This window comes from Vibrio sp. TRT 17S01, from assembly GCF_050113695.1.
Classification (GTDB): Bacteria; Pseudomonadota; Gammaproteobacteria; order Enterobacterales; family Vibrionaceae; genus Vibrio.
In genome coordinates this window covers 220,347-240,421 of the sequence record NZ_JBNJOG010000004.1, presented here as the reverse complement: position 1 = coordinate 240,421, position 20,075 = coordinate 220,347, and the positions used below count along the sequence as shown (strand labels likewise).

Annotated in this window: 18 protein-coding genes; 9 read left to right on the top strand and 9 right to left on the bottom strand. The window is 45.9% G+C overall.

From position 1 onward, the window contains the following. Positions 1-223: 223 nt before the first annotated feature. Genes ACQEXS_RS08770 through ACQEXS_RS08760 form a run of 3 tightly spaced genes read left to right on the top strand, consistent with a single transcriptional unit; the run spans position 224 to position 3,017 of the window. Entirely contained in the window at positions 224-1,054 is an 831-nt protein-coding gene (locus tag ACQEXS_RS08770) for a glycerophosphodiester phosphodiesterase (RefSeq protein WP_367989326.1), read from the top strand. A gap of 10 nt (positions 1,055-1,064) precedes the next feature. Continuing rightward, the gene (locus ACQEXS_RS08765; protein ID WP_427013544.1) at positions 1,065-2,189 is read left to right on the top strand and encodes an ROK family transcriptional regulator; all 1,125 of its coding nucleotides are present in this window, start codon (positions 1,065-1,067) and stop codon (positions 2,187-2,189) included. A gap of 27 nt (positions 2,190-2,216) precedes the next feature. Beyond that, positions 2,217-3,017 carry a LysR family transcriptional regulator gene (locus tag ACQEXS_RS08760; RefSeq protein WP_427013543.1) on the top strand — a complete coding sequence of 267 codons (801 nt, stop codon included), beginning with the start codon at positions 2,217-2,219 and terminating at the stop codon, positions 3,015-3,017. A 19-nt stretch (positions 3,018-3,036) separates the two neighbouring features. Here ACQEXS_RS08760 and ACQEXS_RS08755 read toward each other — a convergent pair whose 3' ends face one another. The 3 genes from ACQEXS_RS08755 to ACQEXS_RS08745 all read right to left on the bottom strand — a co-directional run bounded on the left by ACQEXS_RS08755 (position 3,037) and on the right by ACQEXS_RS08745 (position 7,111). Beyond that, a complete protein-coding gene (locus tag ACQEXS_RS08755) occupies positions 3,037-4,068 on the bottom strand; it encodes an HlyD family secretion protein (protein WP_427013542.1) in 1,032 nt (343 codons plus the stop codon). 6 nt (positions 4,069-4,074) lie between these two features. Beyond that, positions 4,075-4,518, bottom strand: coding sequence for a magnesium transporter (locus tag ACQEXS_RS08750; RefSeq protein WP_427013644.1), 444 nt, complete (start codon positions 4,516-4,518; stop codon positions 4,075-4,077). A gap of 187 nt (positions 4,519-4,705) precedes the next feature. Continuing rightward, the gene (locus ACQEXS_RS08745; RefSeq protein WP_427013541.1) at positions 4,706-7,111 is read right to left on the bottom strand and encodes a beta-mannosidase; all 2,406 of its coding nucleotides are present in this window, start codon (positions 7,109-7,111) and stop codon (positions 4,706-4,708) included. A gap of 255 nt (positions 7,112-7,366) precedes the next feature. On the opposite strand from ACQEXS_RS08745, the gene murQ reads away from it, so the two are divergent. The 5 genes from murQ to ACQEXS_RS08720 are packed head-to-tail and all read left to right on the top strand — an operon-like array spanning position 7,367 to position 11,192. Next, complete coding sequence (gene murQ, locus ACQEXS_RS08740) at positions 7,367-8,269, top strand: N-acetylmuramic acid 6-phosphate etherase (RefSeq protein ID WP_427013540.1); 903 nt, start codon at positions 7,367-7,369, stop codon at positions 8,267-8,269. Between the two features lies 1 nt (position 8,270). Beyond that, positions 8,271-9,647, top strand: coding sequence for a PTS transporter subunit EIIC (locus ACQEXS_RS08735; RefSeq protein ID WP_427013539.1), 1,377 nt, complete (start codon positions 8,271-8,273; stop codon positions 9,645-9,647). Positions 9,648-9,701: 54 nt separating this feature from the next. Continuing rightward, the gene (locus ACQEXS_RS08730) at positions 9,702-10,547 is read left to right on the top strand and encodes a MurR/RpiR family transcriptional regulator (protein WP_427010453.1); all 846 of its coding nucleotides are present in this window, start codon (positions 9,702-9,704) and stop codon (positions 10,545-10,547) included. A 13-nt stretch (positions 10,548-10,560) separates the two neighbouring features. Next, complete coding sequence (locus ACQEXS_RS08725) at positions 10,561-10,896, top strand: YidH family protein (protein ID WP_367989318.1); 336 nt, start codon at positions 10,561-10,563, stop codon at positions 10,894-10,896. Next, positions 10,893-11,192 carry a DUF202 domain-containing protein gene (locus ACQEXS_RS08720; RefSeq protein ID WP_367989317.1) on the top strand — a complete coding sequence of 100 codons (300 nt, stop codon included), beginning with the start codon at positions 10,893-10,895 and terminating at the stop codon, positions 11,190-11,192. The genes ACQEXS_RS08725 and ACQEXS_RS08720 overlap by 4 nt, the downstream gene beginning before the upstream one ends. A 37-nt stretch (positions 11,193-11,229) precedes the next feature. On the opposite strand, the gene ACQEXS_RS08715 is transcribed toward ACQEXS_RS08720, so the two are convergent. From ACQEXS_RS08715 to tnaC, 4 genes are all read right to left on the bottom strand, one after another. Continuing rightward, a complete protein-coding gene (locus tag ACQEXS_RS08715; RefSeq protein ID WP_427010455.1) occupies positions 11,230-11,610 on the bottom strand; it encodes a Rid family detoxifying hydrolase in 381 nt (126 codons plus the stop codon). Between the two features lie 16 nt (positions 11,611-11,626). After that, positions 11,627-12,841: an aromatic amino acid transporter gene (locus tag ACQEXS_RS08710; protein ID WP_367989315.1), complete on the bottom strand. Its 1,215-nt coding sequence runs from the start codon at positions 12,839-12,841 to the stop codon at positions 11,627-11,629. Between the two features lie 102 nt (positions 12,842-12,943). Further along, positions 12,944-14,368, bottom strand: coding sequence for a tryptophanase (tnaA, locus tag ACQEXS_RS08705; protein WP_427013538.1), 1,425 nt, complete (start codon positions 14,366-14,368; stop codon positions 12,944-12,946). Between the two features lie 242 nt (positions 14,369-14,610). Next, positions 14,611-14,685: a tryptophanase leader peptide gene (tnaC, locus tag ACQEXS_RS08700; protein WP_367990682.1), complete on the bottom strand. Its 75-nt coding sequence runs from the start codon at positions 14,683-14,685 to the stop codon at positions 14,611-14,613. Between the two features lie 306 nt (positions 14,686-14,991). On the opposite strand from tnaC, the gene ACQEXS_RS08695 reads away from it, so the two are divergent. Beyond that, entirely contained in the window at positions 14,992-16,593 is a 1,602-nt protein-coding gene (locus tag ACQEXS_RS08695; protein WP_427013537.1) for a methyl-accepting chemotaxis protein, read from the top strand. 71 nt (positions 16,594-16,664) lie between these two features. Here the strand turns inward: ACQEXS_RS08695 and ACQEXS_RS08690 are convergent, their stop codons facing one another. Continuing rightward, the gene (locus ACQEXS_RS08690; RefSeq protein ID WP_427013536.1) at positions 16,665-18,386 is read right to left on the bottom strand and encodes an RCC1 domain-containing protein; all 1,722 of its coding nucleotides are present in this window, start codon (positions 18,384-18,386) and stop codon (positions 16,665-16,667) included. 75 nt (positions 18,387-18,461) lie between these two features. Next, positions 18,462-20,030, bottom strand: a complete 1,569-nt coding sequence (locus tag ACQEXS_RS08685) for an ABC-F family ATP-binding cassette domain-containing protein (RefSeq protein WP_427013535.1) — start codon at positions 20,028-20,030, stop codon at positions 18,462-18,464. Positions 20,031-20,075 lie beyond the last annotated feature (45 nt).

The window sequence follows — 20,075 nt, the reverse complement described above, 5'->3', positions numbered from 1 at the left end:
TTGAAAGCATTATTTTATAAAAACATACCTCCGGTTTATTTCAACATCAATAATTGATGACATTTTAAACTAAAAAATCATACATTGATCACCAGAGAAAATATAACCAATTGTTTTTAAATCTATTTTTATTTCAACTTTTATCAGTTGACACAAAAACACAATTACGACTAATCTAAGTTATCCTTTTTTATAAAGTTTAAATAAAGTAGGTTAAGAAGATATGTCTTTTAATTTCAATGTAGCAAAATCTGGGCAAGTGCTCGTCAACCCTCACCGAGGCGATTGTCTGTTTTATCCAGAAAATACCATGCCTGCCTTTCAAGGCGCGTTTAATAAGGGAGCGCGATGTATCGAAATTGATATCGCAATGACCAGCGATCAACACATCGTGGTGATACATGATCCTAGTGTCGACCGGACTTCAAACGGCACAGGTTATGTTGAACAAATGACACTAAAACAGCTGCGACAACTTGATTTAGGCGGTTGGTTTTCTGCTGAATTTTCTGGTACTCAGATCCCGACCTATGAAGAGGTGCTCGACTGGGCAATCCAACATGGTGTTGGTTTAGTGGTTGAAGCGAAACAGCGACGTAGACACCAAGAATTTGCTGAGACATACACCCAAATAATGAGGCGTAAGCCGGGCGCGATAGACCACACTATTTTGCTCGGGTTTGACCACTCTCTGATCAATAAAGTCAAAGTGCTACTGCCAGAGCAGTCAATCCAAGTCGTGACCTTAGCGCGTTATCTTGACCAGTTGAGCGCTGTGCAAACGTCCAATGCGGACAGCGTCTGCGTGGAATACCCCTTCACAACAGAGGAAGTATTGAGAAGTTACAAATCAGCTGGACTCACAACACGTTTGTTTCTTCCTAACAAGGGGGATGACGTTAATACCGCGCAGTGGTTCAATGACTATTATGGCTATGATGTAGAAAGTGAAATAACTGACTGGATCAGCAAAGGATTAATTGACATGCTAAGCCATGATGATATTGATATGCTTGTTGCCATGATCAAAAAGGCAGGAATGGAGCCCATCTAAGGAAACGTGCATGTTACAGCCAATCAAACCCGTTCAACTAGAACTTACACCCGGACAAAAAAAGCTTTTGGCAACCTGCCGTCAGCATGGCTCTGTCTCCAGAGCCAAAATAGTTGAATTGACAGGTTTAAGAAGTGGGAGTGTCACCAGCCTTTCAAAAGAGCTATTGGCAATGAACCTAATTCGGGAAGGACAAAGAGAACGGATTGGCCGAGGCCAACCCATCATTCCTTTAGAGCTGAACCCTTATGGTGCATTCTCATTCGGCGTTTCATTTCAAATCCAACGCATTGAAATTGGGTTGTCTAACTTTTGTGGTGAAGTGTTAGAGCAAGTCAACATCCCCTACAAAGAAGCCTCCCCCATCGAGGAAGTGTTAACGAGCATTCATGGACTCATTCAAGGCTTGATTGATAAACACAAGCTGCACCGAGCACGGGTTCTCGGGATTGGCGTATCCATGCCCGGTCCAGCCAATGGAGATGGTAAAACTATACATACCATCCAGCCACTAGCACACTGGCGAGCCGAACCTCTCACAGAGAAGTTTGGTGAGTTTTTCGACTGGCCAGTGTGGATAGACAACGACTGTAATGCGGCCGTTGTGGGTGAGTTTTACTCCGGTTGCTGGCCAGAAGTGAAAAATATGGTACTGATCGAAATCGGCCATGGGGTTGGGGGAGGTGCCATCGTCAATGGTCAGCTTTATCGTGGCAGCCGCTTGAATGCCGGTGAGATTGGCACCTATTACACAATTATCGGCGATGAAAAGAGGCCAACCGTTAGAAAGCTGATGCAATCGCTTGACCAATCAGGCATCGATTGCCAGTCTCCGGCCGATATTCCAGATTCTTCACATCCTATCGTCAGTGATTGGGTAAAAGAGACAGCCTATTATCTTAAACCATTAATCGTTCTGACCATCGGTTGGTTGGATCCTGACTGCGTCATTTTCGGCGGCCAATGTCCGCCCCATTTAAGCAATGCCATTATCAAGGAAATGAACATAGAAGCCAGTTGGAAGCTCTTCCAACGTGACTATCCAGTTGCTCAGATTTCAGCAACGCGTGTCGGCGTATCTCTTAATACTTATGGGGCGTGTATGTATCCAGTTTTCCGTACCCTTGGAATTTAGCTTTCCCAATCATGCTTCAGGAATAAGATGAAAGATCTCAACGCATTACATGTTTTTATTAGCTTGATGGACACCCGTTCTACTCAGCGGGCCGCGCAAAAACTCGGACGTTCACAGTCGTACGTTTCCAAAACGTTGGCACAGCTGCGTGATGATCTCAACGATCCGCTGTTTGTTCGCAGTCAAACTCAGCTTGTCCCCACCAGCTATGCGATGGCCATTGAAAGTAAGCTACGCGGTGCGCTAGAGCAGGTCTCCCTTTCTCTTGAGCCAGAAAAGTTTGACCCGATGCAAGTTGAAAAAATCACGCTGCATATTGTCGAACCTTTCCTTATTGAAATGGGTAAACCGCTGATCCGCGCCATACGAGAACAGTCCAACGCCATCATTGAGCTCAGACAATGGCACCACGGTAGTGAACAGATGCTGCTTGATGAAGAAGTGGATGTGGGCGTTCATATTTTGGGTGATAAGCCACAGACGCTCTATCAAAAACGGCTTCACACTGGTAGCGGTCACTTTAACGGCAACTTAAGCGGTGAATACGTTAAATACATTGTGGCGGGATTAAACGAACACGAAGATCACTTTAAAAAGCTCGATCCTTCCATTGAAGCGACGATCTGTGTCGATAACTATCAGCTCATGAACCAGTTGATGGACGATTGTTTTACCTTGCGTTATGAGCCGCATTTAAACCACGATGCTAAACAAACCCTGAATATGGACAGCGCGCTTATCATCAAAGCCTCTCGCCGCCAGTCCGGCAAGATCCTATGGTTGAGTGCTTTACTACAGGAAATGGTGGAAAGGCATATTATTAAATAATGCCTTTCCACCCCAATGCTTACAGTGCTGATAGATACGCTTTATAGGCCTTCAATCGAACCGTCGCGGCGCCAATAATATCCATAAAGCCGAGTGCTGCATGTGGTTTGCTGGCAGAAATCCAGCCAGAGCCTGTGGCTCCTATCGGCACGTTGTACCCTTCAGGCTCTTCAAATTCGATGATCACTGTTCGCCCATGGCTCCCTTGATTATTCCCAACATGTTGACGCACATGTTGGCTGCCATTGACCACGGAAACACGTGCTTCCCCCGTACCAGCCGTTAAGCTATGAACCCGGCCACGAAAGATCTCTCCCGGATACGCATCCACATAAAACTCTGCAAATTGTCCCGGCTGAATGTTGGCATAGGTTTGATCCGCAATGCGCATTTCAACAAACTTTTTCGATGTGTTGTACAGATGCATGTTCCCCACACGCGTTCCTTCCGCGATGTTTGCAATGGAAACCTGCCCATCAAATGGCGCGCGGATTTCACGTCGTTCATTTTGCCATTCCGCTGTCGCTATCTGTGCTTCAATCGATTTGATCTGGGCAAACACAGCCGCCACCTTGGCATTATTGGACTCAATACGCGTGCGAGCGTCATCACGTTGCTGCTCCTGAGCAAAGTCATTCAACTTTTCTAAGCGGGCTAAGGTTCGCTTGTCGTTATCGATTTGATGTTTTAGGGCGACAATCTCAGCTTCAGCCGCTAATTTTTGTGCTTGTAACCCACGCACTTGAGAATCGGTATCCTCCGATTTGAGCACGTAAATCAGATCGCCTTGCTTCACATGTTGGTTGTGAGTCACAAGCACTTGTTCCACTTCTTGACCAACTAATGGACTTAGCACCGCGTGTGGCGCTTTGACAGTTGTACTGTCGGTTAAGTCAGCCGGAGACCAAAAGCGATGCGCCGTAAACAGCATGAAAGCCAAAAAACCGCCTAGCCCGATCATCACTGTCGCATTACGTAGCGTCCACTGAACAAAACCGGTTTTCACCAAAACCCAACACAGCAAAATATACGGTAGCATGATCTCTTTCATCGTGATTTACTCCTGCGCCTTGTTGATTTTATTCAGACCATTACGAATGATGCTCGACAAACTATTTGCCACCACATCCCAACGGGTGAAAGCGATAATAATGGCAAGCACCCACCATGCTTTGTCGATGAATAGACCACAAAGTGATAGAGCAAAAACAATTTGCGTATGGGCAGAAGACATCTCTTTCGCTTTATGCACCGCCACTTCATGCAATTGCCACAGCAGATACAACACATACACGACAATCGCGAGAGTGACACAAGCAATGAAGCCCATGAAAAATTCTGAGTCCAGCAAGGTCAAAATGGTTGGATAACCATCAGAAAAGTAGCTTTCGGGCAATGACTTGCCATGCACTTTCCCAAGCCGAGAAAATAGCCAAGACGCGACAAATAAAACGCCAACGAGACAAATTGATTTAATTGAAAACGAGCCAATGCGTTTCATCATCCCTGTAAACCGATGTCCAGAAAGCTGCACTGAAGAAGATTTTGCAGGCATAGTGGTTTACCTAAGTTTTGAACAACTTAGCTAAGGTAACCCAAGCTCAATGTAAATTTGGAATAGAGGGTATTCCAAATAAAATTGGCCTGTCACTAAACAGGCCAAATACGCACAGTTATACCATCGCGTGTTAGCAGATATCGGCCAATTGATACAGTCGTAGCGACTCAGCAAATCGAGGATTACCATGGAAGGTGATATCAATGGGCTCACCCGGCAACAAAGTCATGCTGGAATCACTAAAGCGGCCATCCACATCGCACTCTAAATGGACAAAGAAGGCAGGTTTATCTGTGGAAAGTCGAATTCGATCTCCGTCAATCTCCATCTTGATTTTCGCTTTGGCGATAGGGACCGACTTCCAGTTTGAAGCCGCCATCCAGGTATTTTCAAGTACAGTCGAACCATGCTCTGTTTTCAGATAAAAGAAGCCTTTATCTGATGTTGCCATCGCCTCTTCACGCGCCATATGCCACACCATAATGTTGCTGTCGGGCTCTGCAACACAATCAATCGGCCACGCCGCTAATGTCTCCCCTTGCCAGCTCATCCATACCAAAGTGCCAGTGACTGATTGCTCTTGGTTGAGATCATTCACAAGTCGCAATTGAAGCTGCGTTTCCGTCAGTTCAAAGGGCAAATAAACCGGTGAGAAGAAGCGTTTCGCATGGTAGTGAAGCTGCTTCCAACGACCACTGTATTCAATGCTCGACCACGAACTCACAGGCCAATTATCGTTGAGCTGCCAAAATAACATCCCACGGCATACCGGAGAAATCGCGCGCCAATGATCACACGCCGTTTTAATCGCAATGGCTTGTTGAACTTGGCTCAGATACAACATCTGCTCGAACCCCGCCGGGAACTTGAAATAACGCGTAAACATTTCCGTGATGATGCTATTACCACGCGGATTTTTCTGGTGGTATTCGAAGGTGGGTGAAGTGACATTCCAATCTTGTTCAGGGACGAACTGTTTCACTTCAGCCAGAGACGGCCATGATTGATAACCAAATTCAGAGCAGAATCTTGGGTTAACCTGACGATAAGCATCAAACGACTTCCCAGAGTGCCACACATCCCAGAAATGCATGTCTCCTCGATTGTCATCATGCCATGCATCACCGAAATCCAAATCTCCATTGCACGGTGAACTTGGCCAAAAAGTACGGCGGCTGTCTTCTTGCGCCACAACATCCGCAATACGGCGATTTAACCGATCGTAGTTCACGGTATATTTCACTTTGTTGTGTTTGGATTCGTCATACCAACCAATGGCACCAATGACTTCATTGTCACCACACCAAAGTGCAATACAGGCATGGTCTTTTAACCGTTTTAGCTGATCTTGCAGCTCCAGTTCAACATCTGCCACAAAGTCGTCTGTTGACGGATAAAGAGAGCAGGCGAACATCATGTCTTGCCATACCAATAGCCCAAGTTCATCACATAATTGATAAAACTCGTCACTTTCATATTGGCCGCCGCCCCACACTCGGATCATATTCATGTTGGCAGCAACAGCACTTTCAAGTAGTTCTCGATAGCGTTTGCGCGATTCTCGGGACAGCATGGCATCGAGAGGAATCCAGTTGGCACCTTTGGCCACAATAGGGAAACCGTTCACCACAAACTCCATAGCCGAACCAATGTCATCTTCAGCAGTATTGAGCACCAGTTGGCGTAAACCGAGTTGTTTTTCCACCACCTGACCATCACACGCAACCGCCAAAGGATAAAGATACTGCTCACCGTAGCCTGCGGGCCACCAGCGTCTTGGCTCAGCCACTGTAAAACGAAAACGCTCCGTGCCACTTTGGCTCACTCTCGCGCTTTGTATTTGATCGGCAAACTCCACACGCAAATCCGATGCTTGCCAACAGCGACATTCCACATCGACCACCACCTCAACGGAACCATCCAGATGCCAATGTTGCTCTGTACTGACTTGTTCAATGTGCACCTTATCAACACAATCCAGTGCAATGGGATCGTAAATGCCAGACACCATCAGGCAAATACCCCAATCCCACCCAGAATGGCACTGCGTTTTGCGCAATGTATTCATGTGCGGGATCTGATTGTTCCCCATGGCAGATGGAATCGGAAACGGCAGCTTTTCCGCTCGTTTTCGCGCTTCTTCATCCGCTCGGTAAAACGTGATCTCAATGACATTCTCCCCTAAGCAAAGCCAAGATTTAATGTCTTTCTGATAGCGCCGAAACTGATTTGAACACTCAAAAACGGGCTGCCCATTGATCGATACTGAAACAACGGTGTCGACTCTCGACAGTGTCAGCAAGCAAGCATTTGCCTGTAAAGTTTGGGGAGACACAGTAAAGCTGCGCGAAATACGCCAGTCACACTCCCGTACCCATTGAACATCCGCCTCATTACATCCGTAATATGGTGGCACAATCTCTCCTGCTTGTAACAGCGCCGAGTAGTGGTCTCCAGGAATCATCATAGGATGCTGAATGTGGGGACTTTGGAGAGAACTGAGCTCCCACTCCCCATTGAGATTAATTTGCTGCATGAAACACCTAACTTAGTGTAATTCGCTAATATGATCGTGTGTCTCTCATATAATCAGTAAGTTGTTTCATCAATATCAATACAATGTAAAACGCTTCATATTTAAGACGCACTTCACAACATTCGATTCAGACCGCTAAGTCCGAAAAATGAAACAGCATTTTATGTGACGAATTTCCCGAATTGATGACATTATTATTGTCGATATTCGACATTTGTATATTTTAATAATGTCGAATATCAACGGAGAGATTTTATGAGTGAGTTGTCCTCCACCATCAACAAAGAGCAAAACCCAGAAACCACCAATCTATCTGAATTGCCTTTGCACGATGTGCTGAGTTTACTCAATGAACACGATGCCTCGGTGGCGTATTCCATCCGAGCTGTATTGCCAAACGTGGCAGATGCCGTGAGCTTAATTGCTCAACAGATCAAACTCGGGGGCCGTCTGTTTTATGTTGGCGCTGGAACCAGTGGCCGACTAGGTGTACTGGACTCAGCCGAGTGTCCCCCTACATTTGGAACCGATCCTTCTTTAGTTCAAGCCATCATTGCCGGCGGCTTAGAAGCAATGTTGTCTGCTGTCGAAAACATTGAAGACTGCATTGAGTCAGCCCCTCTTGAGCTTGCCAATCGCGAACTCAACTCCAAAGATATTGTTGTCGGTATCGCAGCCAGTGGTCGAACTCCGTTTGTCCTCTCAGCCCTCAAATACGCGCAACAAGTTGGTGCTAAAACCATTGCACTGAGCACTCGCGGGCCGAGTTTGATTTCGCAGAATGCAGACGTGTCAATCGCCCCCGATGTTGGCGCGGAGGTGCTTGCAGGTTCAACACGAATGAAGAGTGGTTCCGCCCAGAAAATGCTGCTCGGCATGATCAGCACAGCCGTCATGCACCAGCTCGGTAAGATACACGGCAATCTGATGGTAGATGTGAAAGCGTCAAACGAAAAATTACGCATTCGCGCCCAACACATGGTTTGTCAAATTTGTGAAGTTGAAGAGGCAACGGCTGAAGCCCTATTGGAAGCCGTCAATTACAATGTTCGTGCTGCTGTGTTGCTGCACACATTGGATATGTCGCCTTCCGCTGCACTCGCGCTTGCTGCGCAACCTTTCCAACCCCTGAAACAGCAGTTACTGCAAGGAAAATAACATGGCAAATAAGATAGAACATCTCGAAGTTATTGCCGATCACATTGAAAAACACATCGGCGGTTTTGATAACGTAGCGACTCTGACAAACTGCATGACCCGAGTACGCCTCGTACTTAAAGATCGCAGCTTGTTTGATATGGAAGCGCTGCGCAGTCTTGATGGAATCAAGGGCGTGGTTGATGCCGGCGAGCAGTACCAGATCATTGTCGGCATGGGGACCGCGGCGAAAGTCACTGGCGTTCTGAATAAACGAATGAAAGGCAGTGGTGTCGAACCAGAACCACAGGCGACACCCCAAGCGCAACCATTTTCAATCCGCCGTGCACTCAACACCTTAGCAGCGATTTTCGTCCCGACGATCCCGGCACTCATCGGCTGTGGTTTGGTGCTCGGTATGGTCAATATTTTCAAACTATTGGCACCTGAACTTGTCGCGACTCATCCTGATATTTTTGCCTTGTTTACCGTCGTCGGAAAAGCGGTATTTGCGGTATTATCCGTGATGATCGGCATGAACACGGCGAAAGAACTGCAAGCTTCTCCAGCAATTGGCGCCGTGATGGCTGCAGTCTTGGCCGCACCCGGACTGGCTAATATCGAGCTCTTTGGTAACGCATTAGTTCCTGGCGGTGGCGGTATGTTTGCCGTGTTGCTTGTGTGCGTCTTCTCATCAAAGTTTGAACTCTGGTTCCGCAGCCATTGTAAAGAGAGCCTTGATCTTATCTTTACTCCAACTGTTACTATTCTTGTATCCTCAGCCGTTGCCCTATTTATCTTGCAACCTATCGCTCATGCGGTGAATGTTTGGTTAGGTAATCTGGTTTCTGTTGCCTTGCTCAATGAGTCTGCTGGCTCAGTGGCTGTTGGAGGTGTGTTGGGTGGCGGCTTCCTATTTTTGTTGCTCACCGGTCTTCACCAAGGCCTCATTCCTATCCATGCACAGATTTTGGACACATTTGGCCTGAACTACTTATTCCCAATTTTGGCAATGGGTGGCATGGGACAAGTTGGCGCAGCGGCTTATGTGTACCTTAAATCTAAGAACGAACGTTTGAAAAAAACTATTGCGGGTGCTTTGCCTGTCGGGATCCTTGGTGTCGGTGAACCGCTGCTGTTTGGGGTTTCATTACCACTGGGTAAAACATTCATTGCAGGCTGTATTGGCGGCTTTGCTGGCGGCGCGATGATGGCGGCATTTAAAATCGGCATTATCATTCCATTTGGTACAGCAGGATTGTCCTTGATCCCACTCGTCGGAGAAGGCCAAATTCCATCCTTCTTACTCGCAGTCGTCTGTGCATGGGTGGTGGGTTTTATTGCCTCCATGCTATTAGGATTTACAGATCCAGTCGAAAAGCCTGCGCAAAGTCGTTAATATCATCCGTCGTATCATCAAGATACGACGGATTTTTCACTTACTGAGGCGTCAATGAATAGCATCATCAATAAAGTTAAGACACTTGCTCACTCAGCGAACAGTAATGAGCAAAAAATTTCCCAGTTTATTATTGAGCATGATTTCGACCTCTCAACGCAAAGCGCGACCAAAGTCGGGGCCGCGCTTGGGATCAGTGATTCTTCCGTTATTCGGTATGCTAAGAGTCTTGGTTGTAGCGGGTTTCCAGATCTCAAACTCAAGCTTGCTGCGCTGTCACCACACATGAATTCCGGCACCAAATCAACCATTTATGCGGAAATTGGTGCTGATGATTCTGCGAAGCAAATCATCGAGAAATCCAAGCATCTGTTTACCAATACGATCGATCAGTCTCTCAGCCTTATCGATGCTGAGACCATCGAACAGTGCGCCGATATCATGTTGAGTGCAAATAAGATTCTACTTGCAGGTATCGGTTCATCAGCTCTTGTCGCTGCTGATATTAACCACAAGCTGATCCGCTCAGGCTTCAATGTTCAGTTTAATCAGGATTACCATACTCAGATCGTCCAAGCCTCATTACTGAAAGCCAATGATGTATTATTGGTCGTTTCTGCACGTGGTAATACCCAAGAAGTGCTGACCGCGATTGAAAAAGCACGTGAAAATGGTGCAAAAGTGATTTCACTGACGCGTTATGGCAAAGGCAAGGTCGCTCAAGTGTCTGATTTTGTCATTCCCTACAGCTACACAGAAAACCACACTCAACTTGGCATGGTCACACCTCAGTTATTGCAGATGATCGCCTTTGACATTCTGTTCTTTAAACTCAACACCATGACTGGTTGTACTAGCATGCATAAAGCACTGGATTCCATCCGTAAAATTCAGCAATAAGGAATTTAGAACCATGAAAATGGGTAAAGACCCAGACTACCGATTCTCTCTTGCGAATGAGCGTACGTTTCTCGCGTGGATACGCACTGCGCTTGCTTTTCTCGCCACATCCATCGGTATTGATTTACTAAGTGCCACTCATGACTCTCCGATATTACGCCACGCAGAATGGTTAACACCCGGGCTAGCAGGTATAGCCTTAGCAACAGCCACTTGGGCATTTCTACGTTGGTATCAGAATGAAAAAGCGATGCGACTTGAAGCACCGTTTAAATACAGTAAAAGCCTACTGGCAATGACTCTTGTAGTCATCAGCTTTGCGATTCTCATCGGGTATTTAGCCTTATGAAAGCACACAGCGTGGAGCGCGATCCCGGTCTTCAACGAGAACGCACCCAGCTTGCCTGGACGCGTAGCGCCCTTGTGATGACCACTGGCACCATGCTGCTGATCAAAGTCGGTACGCTCTCAATGCTGCAATTTGGGTTATTGCTGATTGCGTTGTGGTTTTTCCTCAATCAGATCGTCAAAAGAAAAACGGAGATTGCGACTCAAGGACAAGTATTTCATCGCAAAATGATGGTGAGAAACTTATGGGTGGCCAGCGTGGTTGCTCTGGCGGCGTTGTGGGTATGTCTTCATTAAAAGTGGAAAGCCGGGCAAAACCCGGCTTAAACTTACGTTATTTAAACGCAATCACTTCAATTTCTACTCTCGCATCCATCGGTAAGCGCGCTACTTCCACACATGAACGTGCAGGGAATTTGGCGCCGCGCTGTTCAAAGAACGCCTGATAAGCTTGGTTGATCACCGTAAACTCATTGAGATCTTTCACAAACACCGTGGTTTTCGCAAAGTGATGAATGCTAAGACCCGCTTCTTCGACAATCGCCAAGGCATTAAGTAATGAACGAGTTGTTTGTTCAGCCACCTCTTCGGGCATCTGTTTTGTTTCTGGGTCAAGCGGCAACTGACCTGATGTGATCACCATATTGGCGAGGCTCACACCTTGTATGTACGGTCCAATTGCGGCGGGTGCATTTTCTGTGTTGATCGTTGTCATCTTAGTTCCTTAAAAGTTAACCGGTAAACGCTGGCAATAGGTTGACCATTGCCATGAAATGGAAGGCGGCGGTAAGCACACCAAATAAAATCACCACGCCGACCATCAATTGGCCGCCGGGTACAACAAACCCTTCACTCCCGTTTTCTTTTGAGCGAGACTTCAGCACTAATAGCGCAGGAATGATGCATGCCCAAACAGTGGCAGCTGCGCCGGCGTAACCGATGGCAATCACAAAACCAAATGGGAACAAAATTGAAAGCACCAGTGGTGGAATAAACGTCACCAACCACGTTTTAGAACGCCCTTTTTTGCAGTTTTCAAATTTGAACAGATCGGCTAAGAAATCAAACACCCCAAGGCCCACACCAATGAAGGATGAGAGAATCGCTGCCATTGAAAAGGCATTAATCGCACGCTCAACCGTCTCTGACTCAATCACTGAATCCAACGCCATAAGTAACGCGTCTACATTACCGCCTTGCTCAATCACAGGACCAAAGCTTTCACGAGGCAAATTGCCAAAAATACTCACCATCCATAGGAAATAGAGTCCTAGAGCAATGATGGTTCCACCTAGAATCGCCTTCTTGGCGCGACGCTCTTCACCATAATAAGCACGCATTGAAGACACCGAATGGTGATAGCCAAAAGACGTTAAAGCAACGGGAAGCATCGCCATCGCATAAGGGGCGTATTCGCCATTGGGGTTAATGGTATCCAACAGCACCGAGGTATTGACGTTAATGGCAAGCCCGGAAACACCAAAAATAAAACTCAGCACCATAAAGGCAATTAATACCACTGAGATACGATCCACAGCATGAGTTGAATGCCAAACGAATATGGAAAACACCGCCACAAAAAGAACAGACGCAACTTTGCTATCGATATCCAGCAGATCTTGCAAAATAAGGCCAGAAGAAGTGATGTATGCGTACAGCAGGATGCCGCCAACAAAGTAGACTGTCAGGTTGTTAAACATGTTGACCTTATCGCCCAACATATCTTTGGTTACGGTATTGAATGAGACTCGAAGATCGTAGTGTTTAAAAGCTTCAAGTAACATCCAACCAGAAATGGTCATTATTATCATCGTCAGGGTAATGGCAAACATGGACCACATTGTCCACGCACCAGCCCCCGCACTTGGTAGGCCCAACATACCAGCGCCAACACAGACACTAGCAATGATACAGGCCCCCCCGAGTAAGGAAGGTTTGGTTGTCATAGTTATAATCTCTAAATTAAGTTCACGTTATTAGCTTTTTTATCGATAGTTTGGAACAGGCCAAAAAAACGCAGCTCAAATAGAGCTGCGTTCAATAAAGGTTTATTCGCTGTCGACTTCTTTTAGACGCGCGGTAAAGTGGCGAAGCACTTCTGGTTCGTAGGTGAAGTCCAACCCTTTCACATTTTCTGCATTGGCTTTAACGTGCCCGAAAGCTTCAATGATGAAATCCATGTGGGTTTGCGTGTAGGTCGCACGTGGAATGGTTAAACGCATTAATTCTGCCGGACAAGGCATCTGTTTGCCCGTAGCGGGATCACGCCCAAGTAGCAGTGAGCCAATTTCAACTGCGCGAATACCCGCAACCTTATACAACTCACACGCCAGTGCATGTGCTGGGAACTGTTCAGCTGGGATATGTGGTAGTAGTTTACCCGCATCAACAAACGCTGCGTGTCCACCCGCTTGCTGGCAAACCACACCAATGGCTTCTAAGCCATCTACCAGATATTGCACCTGACTAATACGATAAGCCAACCACTCTTGGCGCATACCATCGTATAAACCAACCGCTAAACGCTCCATTGCGCCGCCTTCTAAACCACCATAAGTTGGGAAGCCTTCTTGAACCACACACAACGTGCGACACTCGTTATACACATCAAGCATGCTGTCATCTTTAAAGCAAAGCAGGCCGCCCATTTGCACCATGGCATCTTTTTTCGCTGACATGGCAAGCGCATCTGCGTACTTGTAGCTTTCACGCGTGATCTGCTCAATACTCCAATTCTGATAACCCGGCTCACGCTGCTGAATAAAGTAGGCATTTTCAGCAAAACGGGCAGAGTCCATGATCACTGGAATATCGTAACGCTGGGCAATTTCGTACACCGCTTTCAAGTTTGCAATAGAAACCGGTTGACCACCCGACGAGTTACAGGTGATGGTGCTCACAATATACGGCACGTTTTCTGCGCCCGTTTCTAAGATCGCATGTTCTAGCTTCTCTAAGTCAAAGTTACCTTTAAAGTCTGCGCTGACGCCGGTATCAAACGCGTCTTCGGTATAAACGTTTTTGGCAACGCAGCAGTTGATTTGAGTATGCCCTTGTGTGGTATCAAAGAAGTAATTTGATAGCGCCACCATCTTAGTGCGATCAAGGCCTTTTTCTTTTTCACGTTTTTTGATCAGTACAGGAATGTAAATCTGCTCTGCGCCACGGCCCTGGTGCGTTGGGATGGTATGTTGATAACCAAAAATATCTTTAACAGCATCTGCCAATGCGTAGTAACTGCGGCTACCACTGTATGCCTCATCACCTCTGAGCATTGCTGCCTGCATCTCTTGAGTGATAGCACCGGTACCACTGTCGGTAAGCAAATCAATAAACACATCTTCGCTGTCGAGTAGAAACGGGTTCATCCCCGCTTTTAAGATCGCTTGTTCACGATATTCGCGCGTTGTACGTTTTACTGGTTCAACAACGCGAATACGAAAAGGTTCAGGCAGGTGTTTAAAGTTTTCCATTATTCATTTCCTAATATTTAAGCAATACTTTTCCACCTCGGTTATTTAATTTAAAAACCAAGGAAATAATTAATTTTGATCAACAAGATAATCTTTGAAATATATTTCAAAGATAACTATTGAGAATCAATATGAAACAAATTGATAGAAACTCATTGATAGAACTTTCTTTAATATGAAGAGATATTTAAAATCAACAAATTAAAATCAATAAGTTATATGCACAGGACGTGCAGAAAAGATTACTTAACTGGGAAGAAGAATGAAATTTTATAATCGAGAGTAAACCAAATACTTGAATTGTTGTGATTTTCCATGTTTTCACCTATTTGAAACTGAAATATTATCAATCCCGCACAAGTAAGTTTAAGCAATTCCCCCACCTTGTCTATAAATTCTAGAATATTTTGAGAACCTATAGACAAAAAATATGGAAGCATAATAATAAATATATATCTTGTACTTTATTTTCAATTGGTTAATGTAGAACAAAATATTTTTTCAGATGCCATACCATAATAAATAACGTCATTTAATGAACTTTAATAAAACTTAACTCATGTTCATTCCATCTTAGGCGATAAAGGTTTAAACCAAAGAAGTTCTAAGAAAAGGACGAAACCATGAAGATCAAGTTAAATAACATTTCTATTCGATTGCAGATCTTGCTGCCGGTCATTTTATTCGCAATCGTATTGTTCATCACGCTATGGATAACAAAAAGTAAGTTAGATGGTGAACAAGAAGATGTGGCAGCTCAAACAAGCCAGATGATTGACTATAACGAAGCTTTAGACTCCATCGATGAACTGATATTTCCATTACGCATCCAAACCATCTACGCAATTTATAATGTGGATAAGCGGAATGAATATCTGGAACAAATTGAGCAAGCAAAGATAGATTTACCCGTATTGATGGCAGAGCTGAGCTCAGTAAATCAATTTGAATCAGAAATAGAGAGCGTCAATAAAGAGTTTGAAAAATACTATTCAATCGCAATCACCATTGCCAATCATTCATCTTCTATCTCTGAATCTCAAATCGACCAAATAAGTGGCCATGGCAGTAACATTATCGATCGCGTCGACGACCTGAGTCAGGCGGTCCAAGCCTATATCCAACAACAGGAAAGAAACAACGCAGCACAGATGGATGAGATTGAGTCTGATGCCATTATCGGTGTCATGCTGATCTTCATTGTCTCCATCACTATCGCGATATGGTTATCGACAGTGATAGTAAAACCGATACTTCACCTCCAGCACGTTGTTAAAAATGTGGCAGATGGCGATTTGAGTATCCGATTCGACCAAGATGGTAACAATGAAATTGGCCTACTTGGTAAAGATTTGAATCGCACGCTTCATCAATTAAGTTCGACCATTACCTCGCTTGTGAGAATAAGCGAAGACGTTGCGGCAGCATCTACCGAACTTGTTAGCGTTATGGATCAATCGGAAGGCAACGCAACACAAGAGCTCCATGAAATCGAACAAATTGCAGCAGCAATCACCGAGTTGGCTAGCACTGCAGATAACGTCAGCCAAAACGCAACGTCCGCAGATGACACCGCAGAGCAAACAGGTACATTGGCTCAAGACAGTTTGAACATATTTTCGCAAAGCCAAGATGCAAATAAAGAGATGGGTGAGAGCCTCAATCAAGCGGCCAATGTGGTTCTTGAGTTGAAAGAGCAGTCTGAGCACATAAACAACATCGTGGATGTCATCACGGCAATTTCCGAGCAAACCAATTTGCTGGCATTGAATGCTGCCATTGAAGCAGCTCGAGCCGGAGAACATGGTCGTGGTTTCGCCGTCGTTGCCGACGAAGTACGAATGCTTGCTGGTAGAACTCATGAATCAACATTGCAGATCCAAACCATTATTGAAAAGTTGCAGCAGCAATCGACTCTTGCAAACGAGAATATGGAAAGTTGCCTCACCTCGCTTGAGAGCAACCTGAACCTTAACCAGCAAGCGAATGAAGCCGTCACAGGAATTACAAGCTTGGTTTCAACGCTAAACAACATGAATGCACAAGTGGCGACAGCCGCTGAACAGCAATCTTGCGTCACACAGGACATTAGCAAAAACGTGAATATCATGCTCGATCTGGTCAATCAAAACGTACTCGGTATCAACCAGAGCACACAAGCCAGCCAAGAGTTATCTGTTCTTGCTGAAGAACAAAAGAAACAACTCTCCTTCTTTAGACTTTAAATGGTTTGAGCGTCACATGGTTATTTCGTGGCGCTCTTATTTTTCTGTGAGTGGTACACTGCAACATTGCACTAATAAGAGGCCTCTATCATTTCCACTTCTGGCACCAATTGCGCTGCTACCGCACTATTATCTGCGTGAGAAAGCAGCCCCCATGTCACCACCTCACCATTTTCATTAATCGCTGCAAAGGCATAGAGTGAACTGTATAGCTGATCTATGTCAGCAAGCGTTCCAGTGAGATTCAGTGACGCATCCCCTCCACGTGTCGCGTCTCCCCACGCCACAACTGAGCCGTCATTTTTTATCGCCGCAAAGGCACTTCGCGCAGCGGTAATACTCTGCACACCAGTCAAAGACGCACTCACTGCGCTGCTATCTCCACCCTCCGCAGCATCGCCCCAAGTAACAACCGTTTGATCGCTCTCTATTGCAGCAAAGGCATCTCGCGTCGCCACGATGGACTGAATATCCACTACCGTAGGTGTTAAGAAACTGCTGTTACCAGACACACCATAAGCAACCCCATCAACACTTCCCCAACTGGTGACAGAGCCATCATTCAACAATGCCGAAAAACCAAATTCAGAGGCCACAATAGACGCAACATTGGAAATACGAGCAGCTAACGTTGCCATGTCTCCACCGTAGCTTGCATTTCCGTAGGCGGTGACATCACCATTCGCTTTTGTCATAGCGAACGCATAATCATTTACGGTCACACTTGTTACGTCTGCCGCGGCATAATTCGGTACAACCCCAACCGGACTGCCTCCTGCAGCATCTAAGCCCCAAAATGTCGTCGAACCCGATTGGTCCACGGCGACAAATGCACCGACGTTACCAGATATCAGTGTGGTATTCGTAGGTGTTTGCCCCTCCAAGTCTCCACCACGTAAACTGTCTCCCCAAACCACCACTGTGCCATCTGCCTTTCTTGCTGCAAACGCAAAATTGGTGCTAGTAATCTCAACGATATTAGTGAGCTGCGCTTGCACAGCACTGCTGTCTCCACCGCGAGTTGCATCTCCCCAAGTCACCACAGTGCCGTCGTTTTTCAAAGCCGCAAAAGCAAAATCGTTTGCAGTAATGGTGGTGATATTTTCAAGTTCATCAGCAACGGCTGACGAATCTCCTCCGCGCGATGTTTCTCCCCACGTCACGACACTGCCATCACTTTTCAGCGCTGCAAATACGCCTTCTCCGGGCGTAATACTGAGAACATTAACCAAGTCTGAACTCACTGCGCTAGAGTCCCCACCATTTGAGGCAATACCCCACGTTACCACGCTGCCATCGGTTAAGATTGCTGCAAAAGCATAAGGGTTGGTTACTATGGTTTGTGTTTGTTGACGTCGAAATAACGCATACTGGGGTGTGGAAACAACACCATTTGGGTCTGTCACAGTGACTTCTAAGCGTAGTGTTTTGTCGCTATCGGCAGAGAGAAAGAGATACTGATCGCTTGTGCTGCGTAGCTCATCATCCAAATACCAACGATAGAAGATATCACCAGGGCAATTCTGACAAGAAATGGTTGCGGTGAGCATCGTCCCCGCAACCATATCACCCGTGAACGAAATATTGGTTACACGCGCTGTTGAAGTTGGTGCACTATCTGACAAGACAGGCTGCTCACCATTATATGTAGGTTCAATTGAGTCCCTATCATGTAAGTAAAAGTGGCAAGCGGTTAACAACATTGCCAATACACATACACACCCAGCGCGCACGGCTTCACCTCCAATGAAGACAGTAGCCAATAACGCTTTCGTTGTATCTTGCTCGATCATTTGCCGACGCTTATTACATAAACTTTAGCATTAGCTTTACTCAATGGTAGGTTTCTGTCGATTTAACTTCCGTCGCTACAGTAAATACTGCTCATCCACTCCGCACTCTTTCACAAACGCCTCATCATGGCTGACAAGGATAAAGCCACCTTGATAACGATTTAACGCACTGGCTAACATTAACTTTGAGTCAAGGTCGAGATGATTGTCCGGCTCATCCAACAGTAGAAATGGATGCGTCGCTTGATGAGTGACGATCAACATCGCTAGTTTCATTTTTTCACCCCCACTAACGTCTTTGACTAAACGCCAGACCGCATCACGACGAAAGCCGATACCAGCGAGTTGTGTTCTCACTTCACTCTCACAAAGATGAGGACAGTAATGGCTTAAGTTATCCAACAATGTCTGCTCTGGTAATAACCGGTCAAAATGCTGATCGAGATAGAACAACGGAACATTGACCCGCTTTTCTCCAGAGAGCAGTTCTACATCACCCAACAACACCTTCAACAGCGTTGACTTACCACAACCATTACCGCCACTTAGGTGCAGTTTTTTACGCATCGAACACGTGATATGAACGGGTTCAGCTGACCCATGAGGCAATTGAGCATTAATCAGAGAGACCGCTGTATTGCGGCTCGCCACACCCTGTCCCAATGACATACTCTGCGGCTTTAGTTGTTCAACTTGTTTTGCAACCTGATTGGCTTGCTGTGCCAACATGGTTCGTCGCACTTGCTCATTGGTTCTTCTCGCTCCAACCGAGCGTTCTGCTGAATTGCGCATACCATTGAGTAGCAGTTTGGCTTGGCTTCCCTCTCGCCGGAGTTTTACACCTTGAGCCGCTCTGCGTTGAGCCTTTTCATGGTCTCGCTGCGCTTGGCGTTCAAGTTGTTTTTGTTGGTTCTTTATCGACAATAACTGTCGCTCTACCGCTGCTGTCTCATGTGCTTTTTGTTGCCGATAAACATCATAGTTACCGCCATATTGTTGCAGCCCAAGACGAGAGAGCTCCCATATTTGGTCGACGTTTTTGAGCAACGCACGATCATGACTGACCAAAATAATCACACCTGAATAACGCGCCATCTCTGCTAACAACCACGCTTTTCCGGCACTATCGAGATGATTACTGGGCTCATCCAGTAACAACAAGTCCTTAGGGTGCTGAAACAGTCGCCAAAGCTGTAGCCGTGCTAGTTGCCCACCTGACAAATATTTGCATAAATGGTCCGGGTTATTTGGCAGCTTGAGTTGTGCCAGTTGTTGCGCCAGTTCTTCACGTATCAGCCATTGATCACCAATGGCTTCAAAGTCCGCTGGATCGCAACAACCATTTTCAACGCGGTTCAAAGCATCAATCACCACATCGAGTTTTAGAAACTGCGCAATGGTTTGGTCATTGGTTAAAAGATCAGAAGGAAGTTGACGATATTGAGCCACGCTTCCTTCACGTAAGAGATGTCCAGCAAAGGGCGAGCGTTCGCCGGTTATTAAGGATAACAACACTGATTTTCCGCTACCGTTGCGTCCAACAATACCAACACGGCGATGCTGAAGACGAAATGAAAGGCTTTCAAACAAAACCTCTCCATTTGCAAAACGAAAAGTCATATTTGATGCATGTAATAATGGCATAGTGCCTCCTGTGTAACAGGGGCATTAGACGCAGCTAACCTGAGT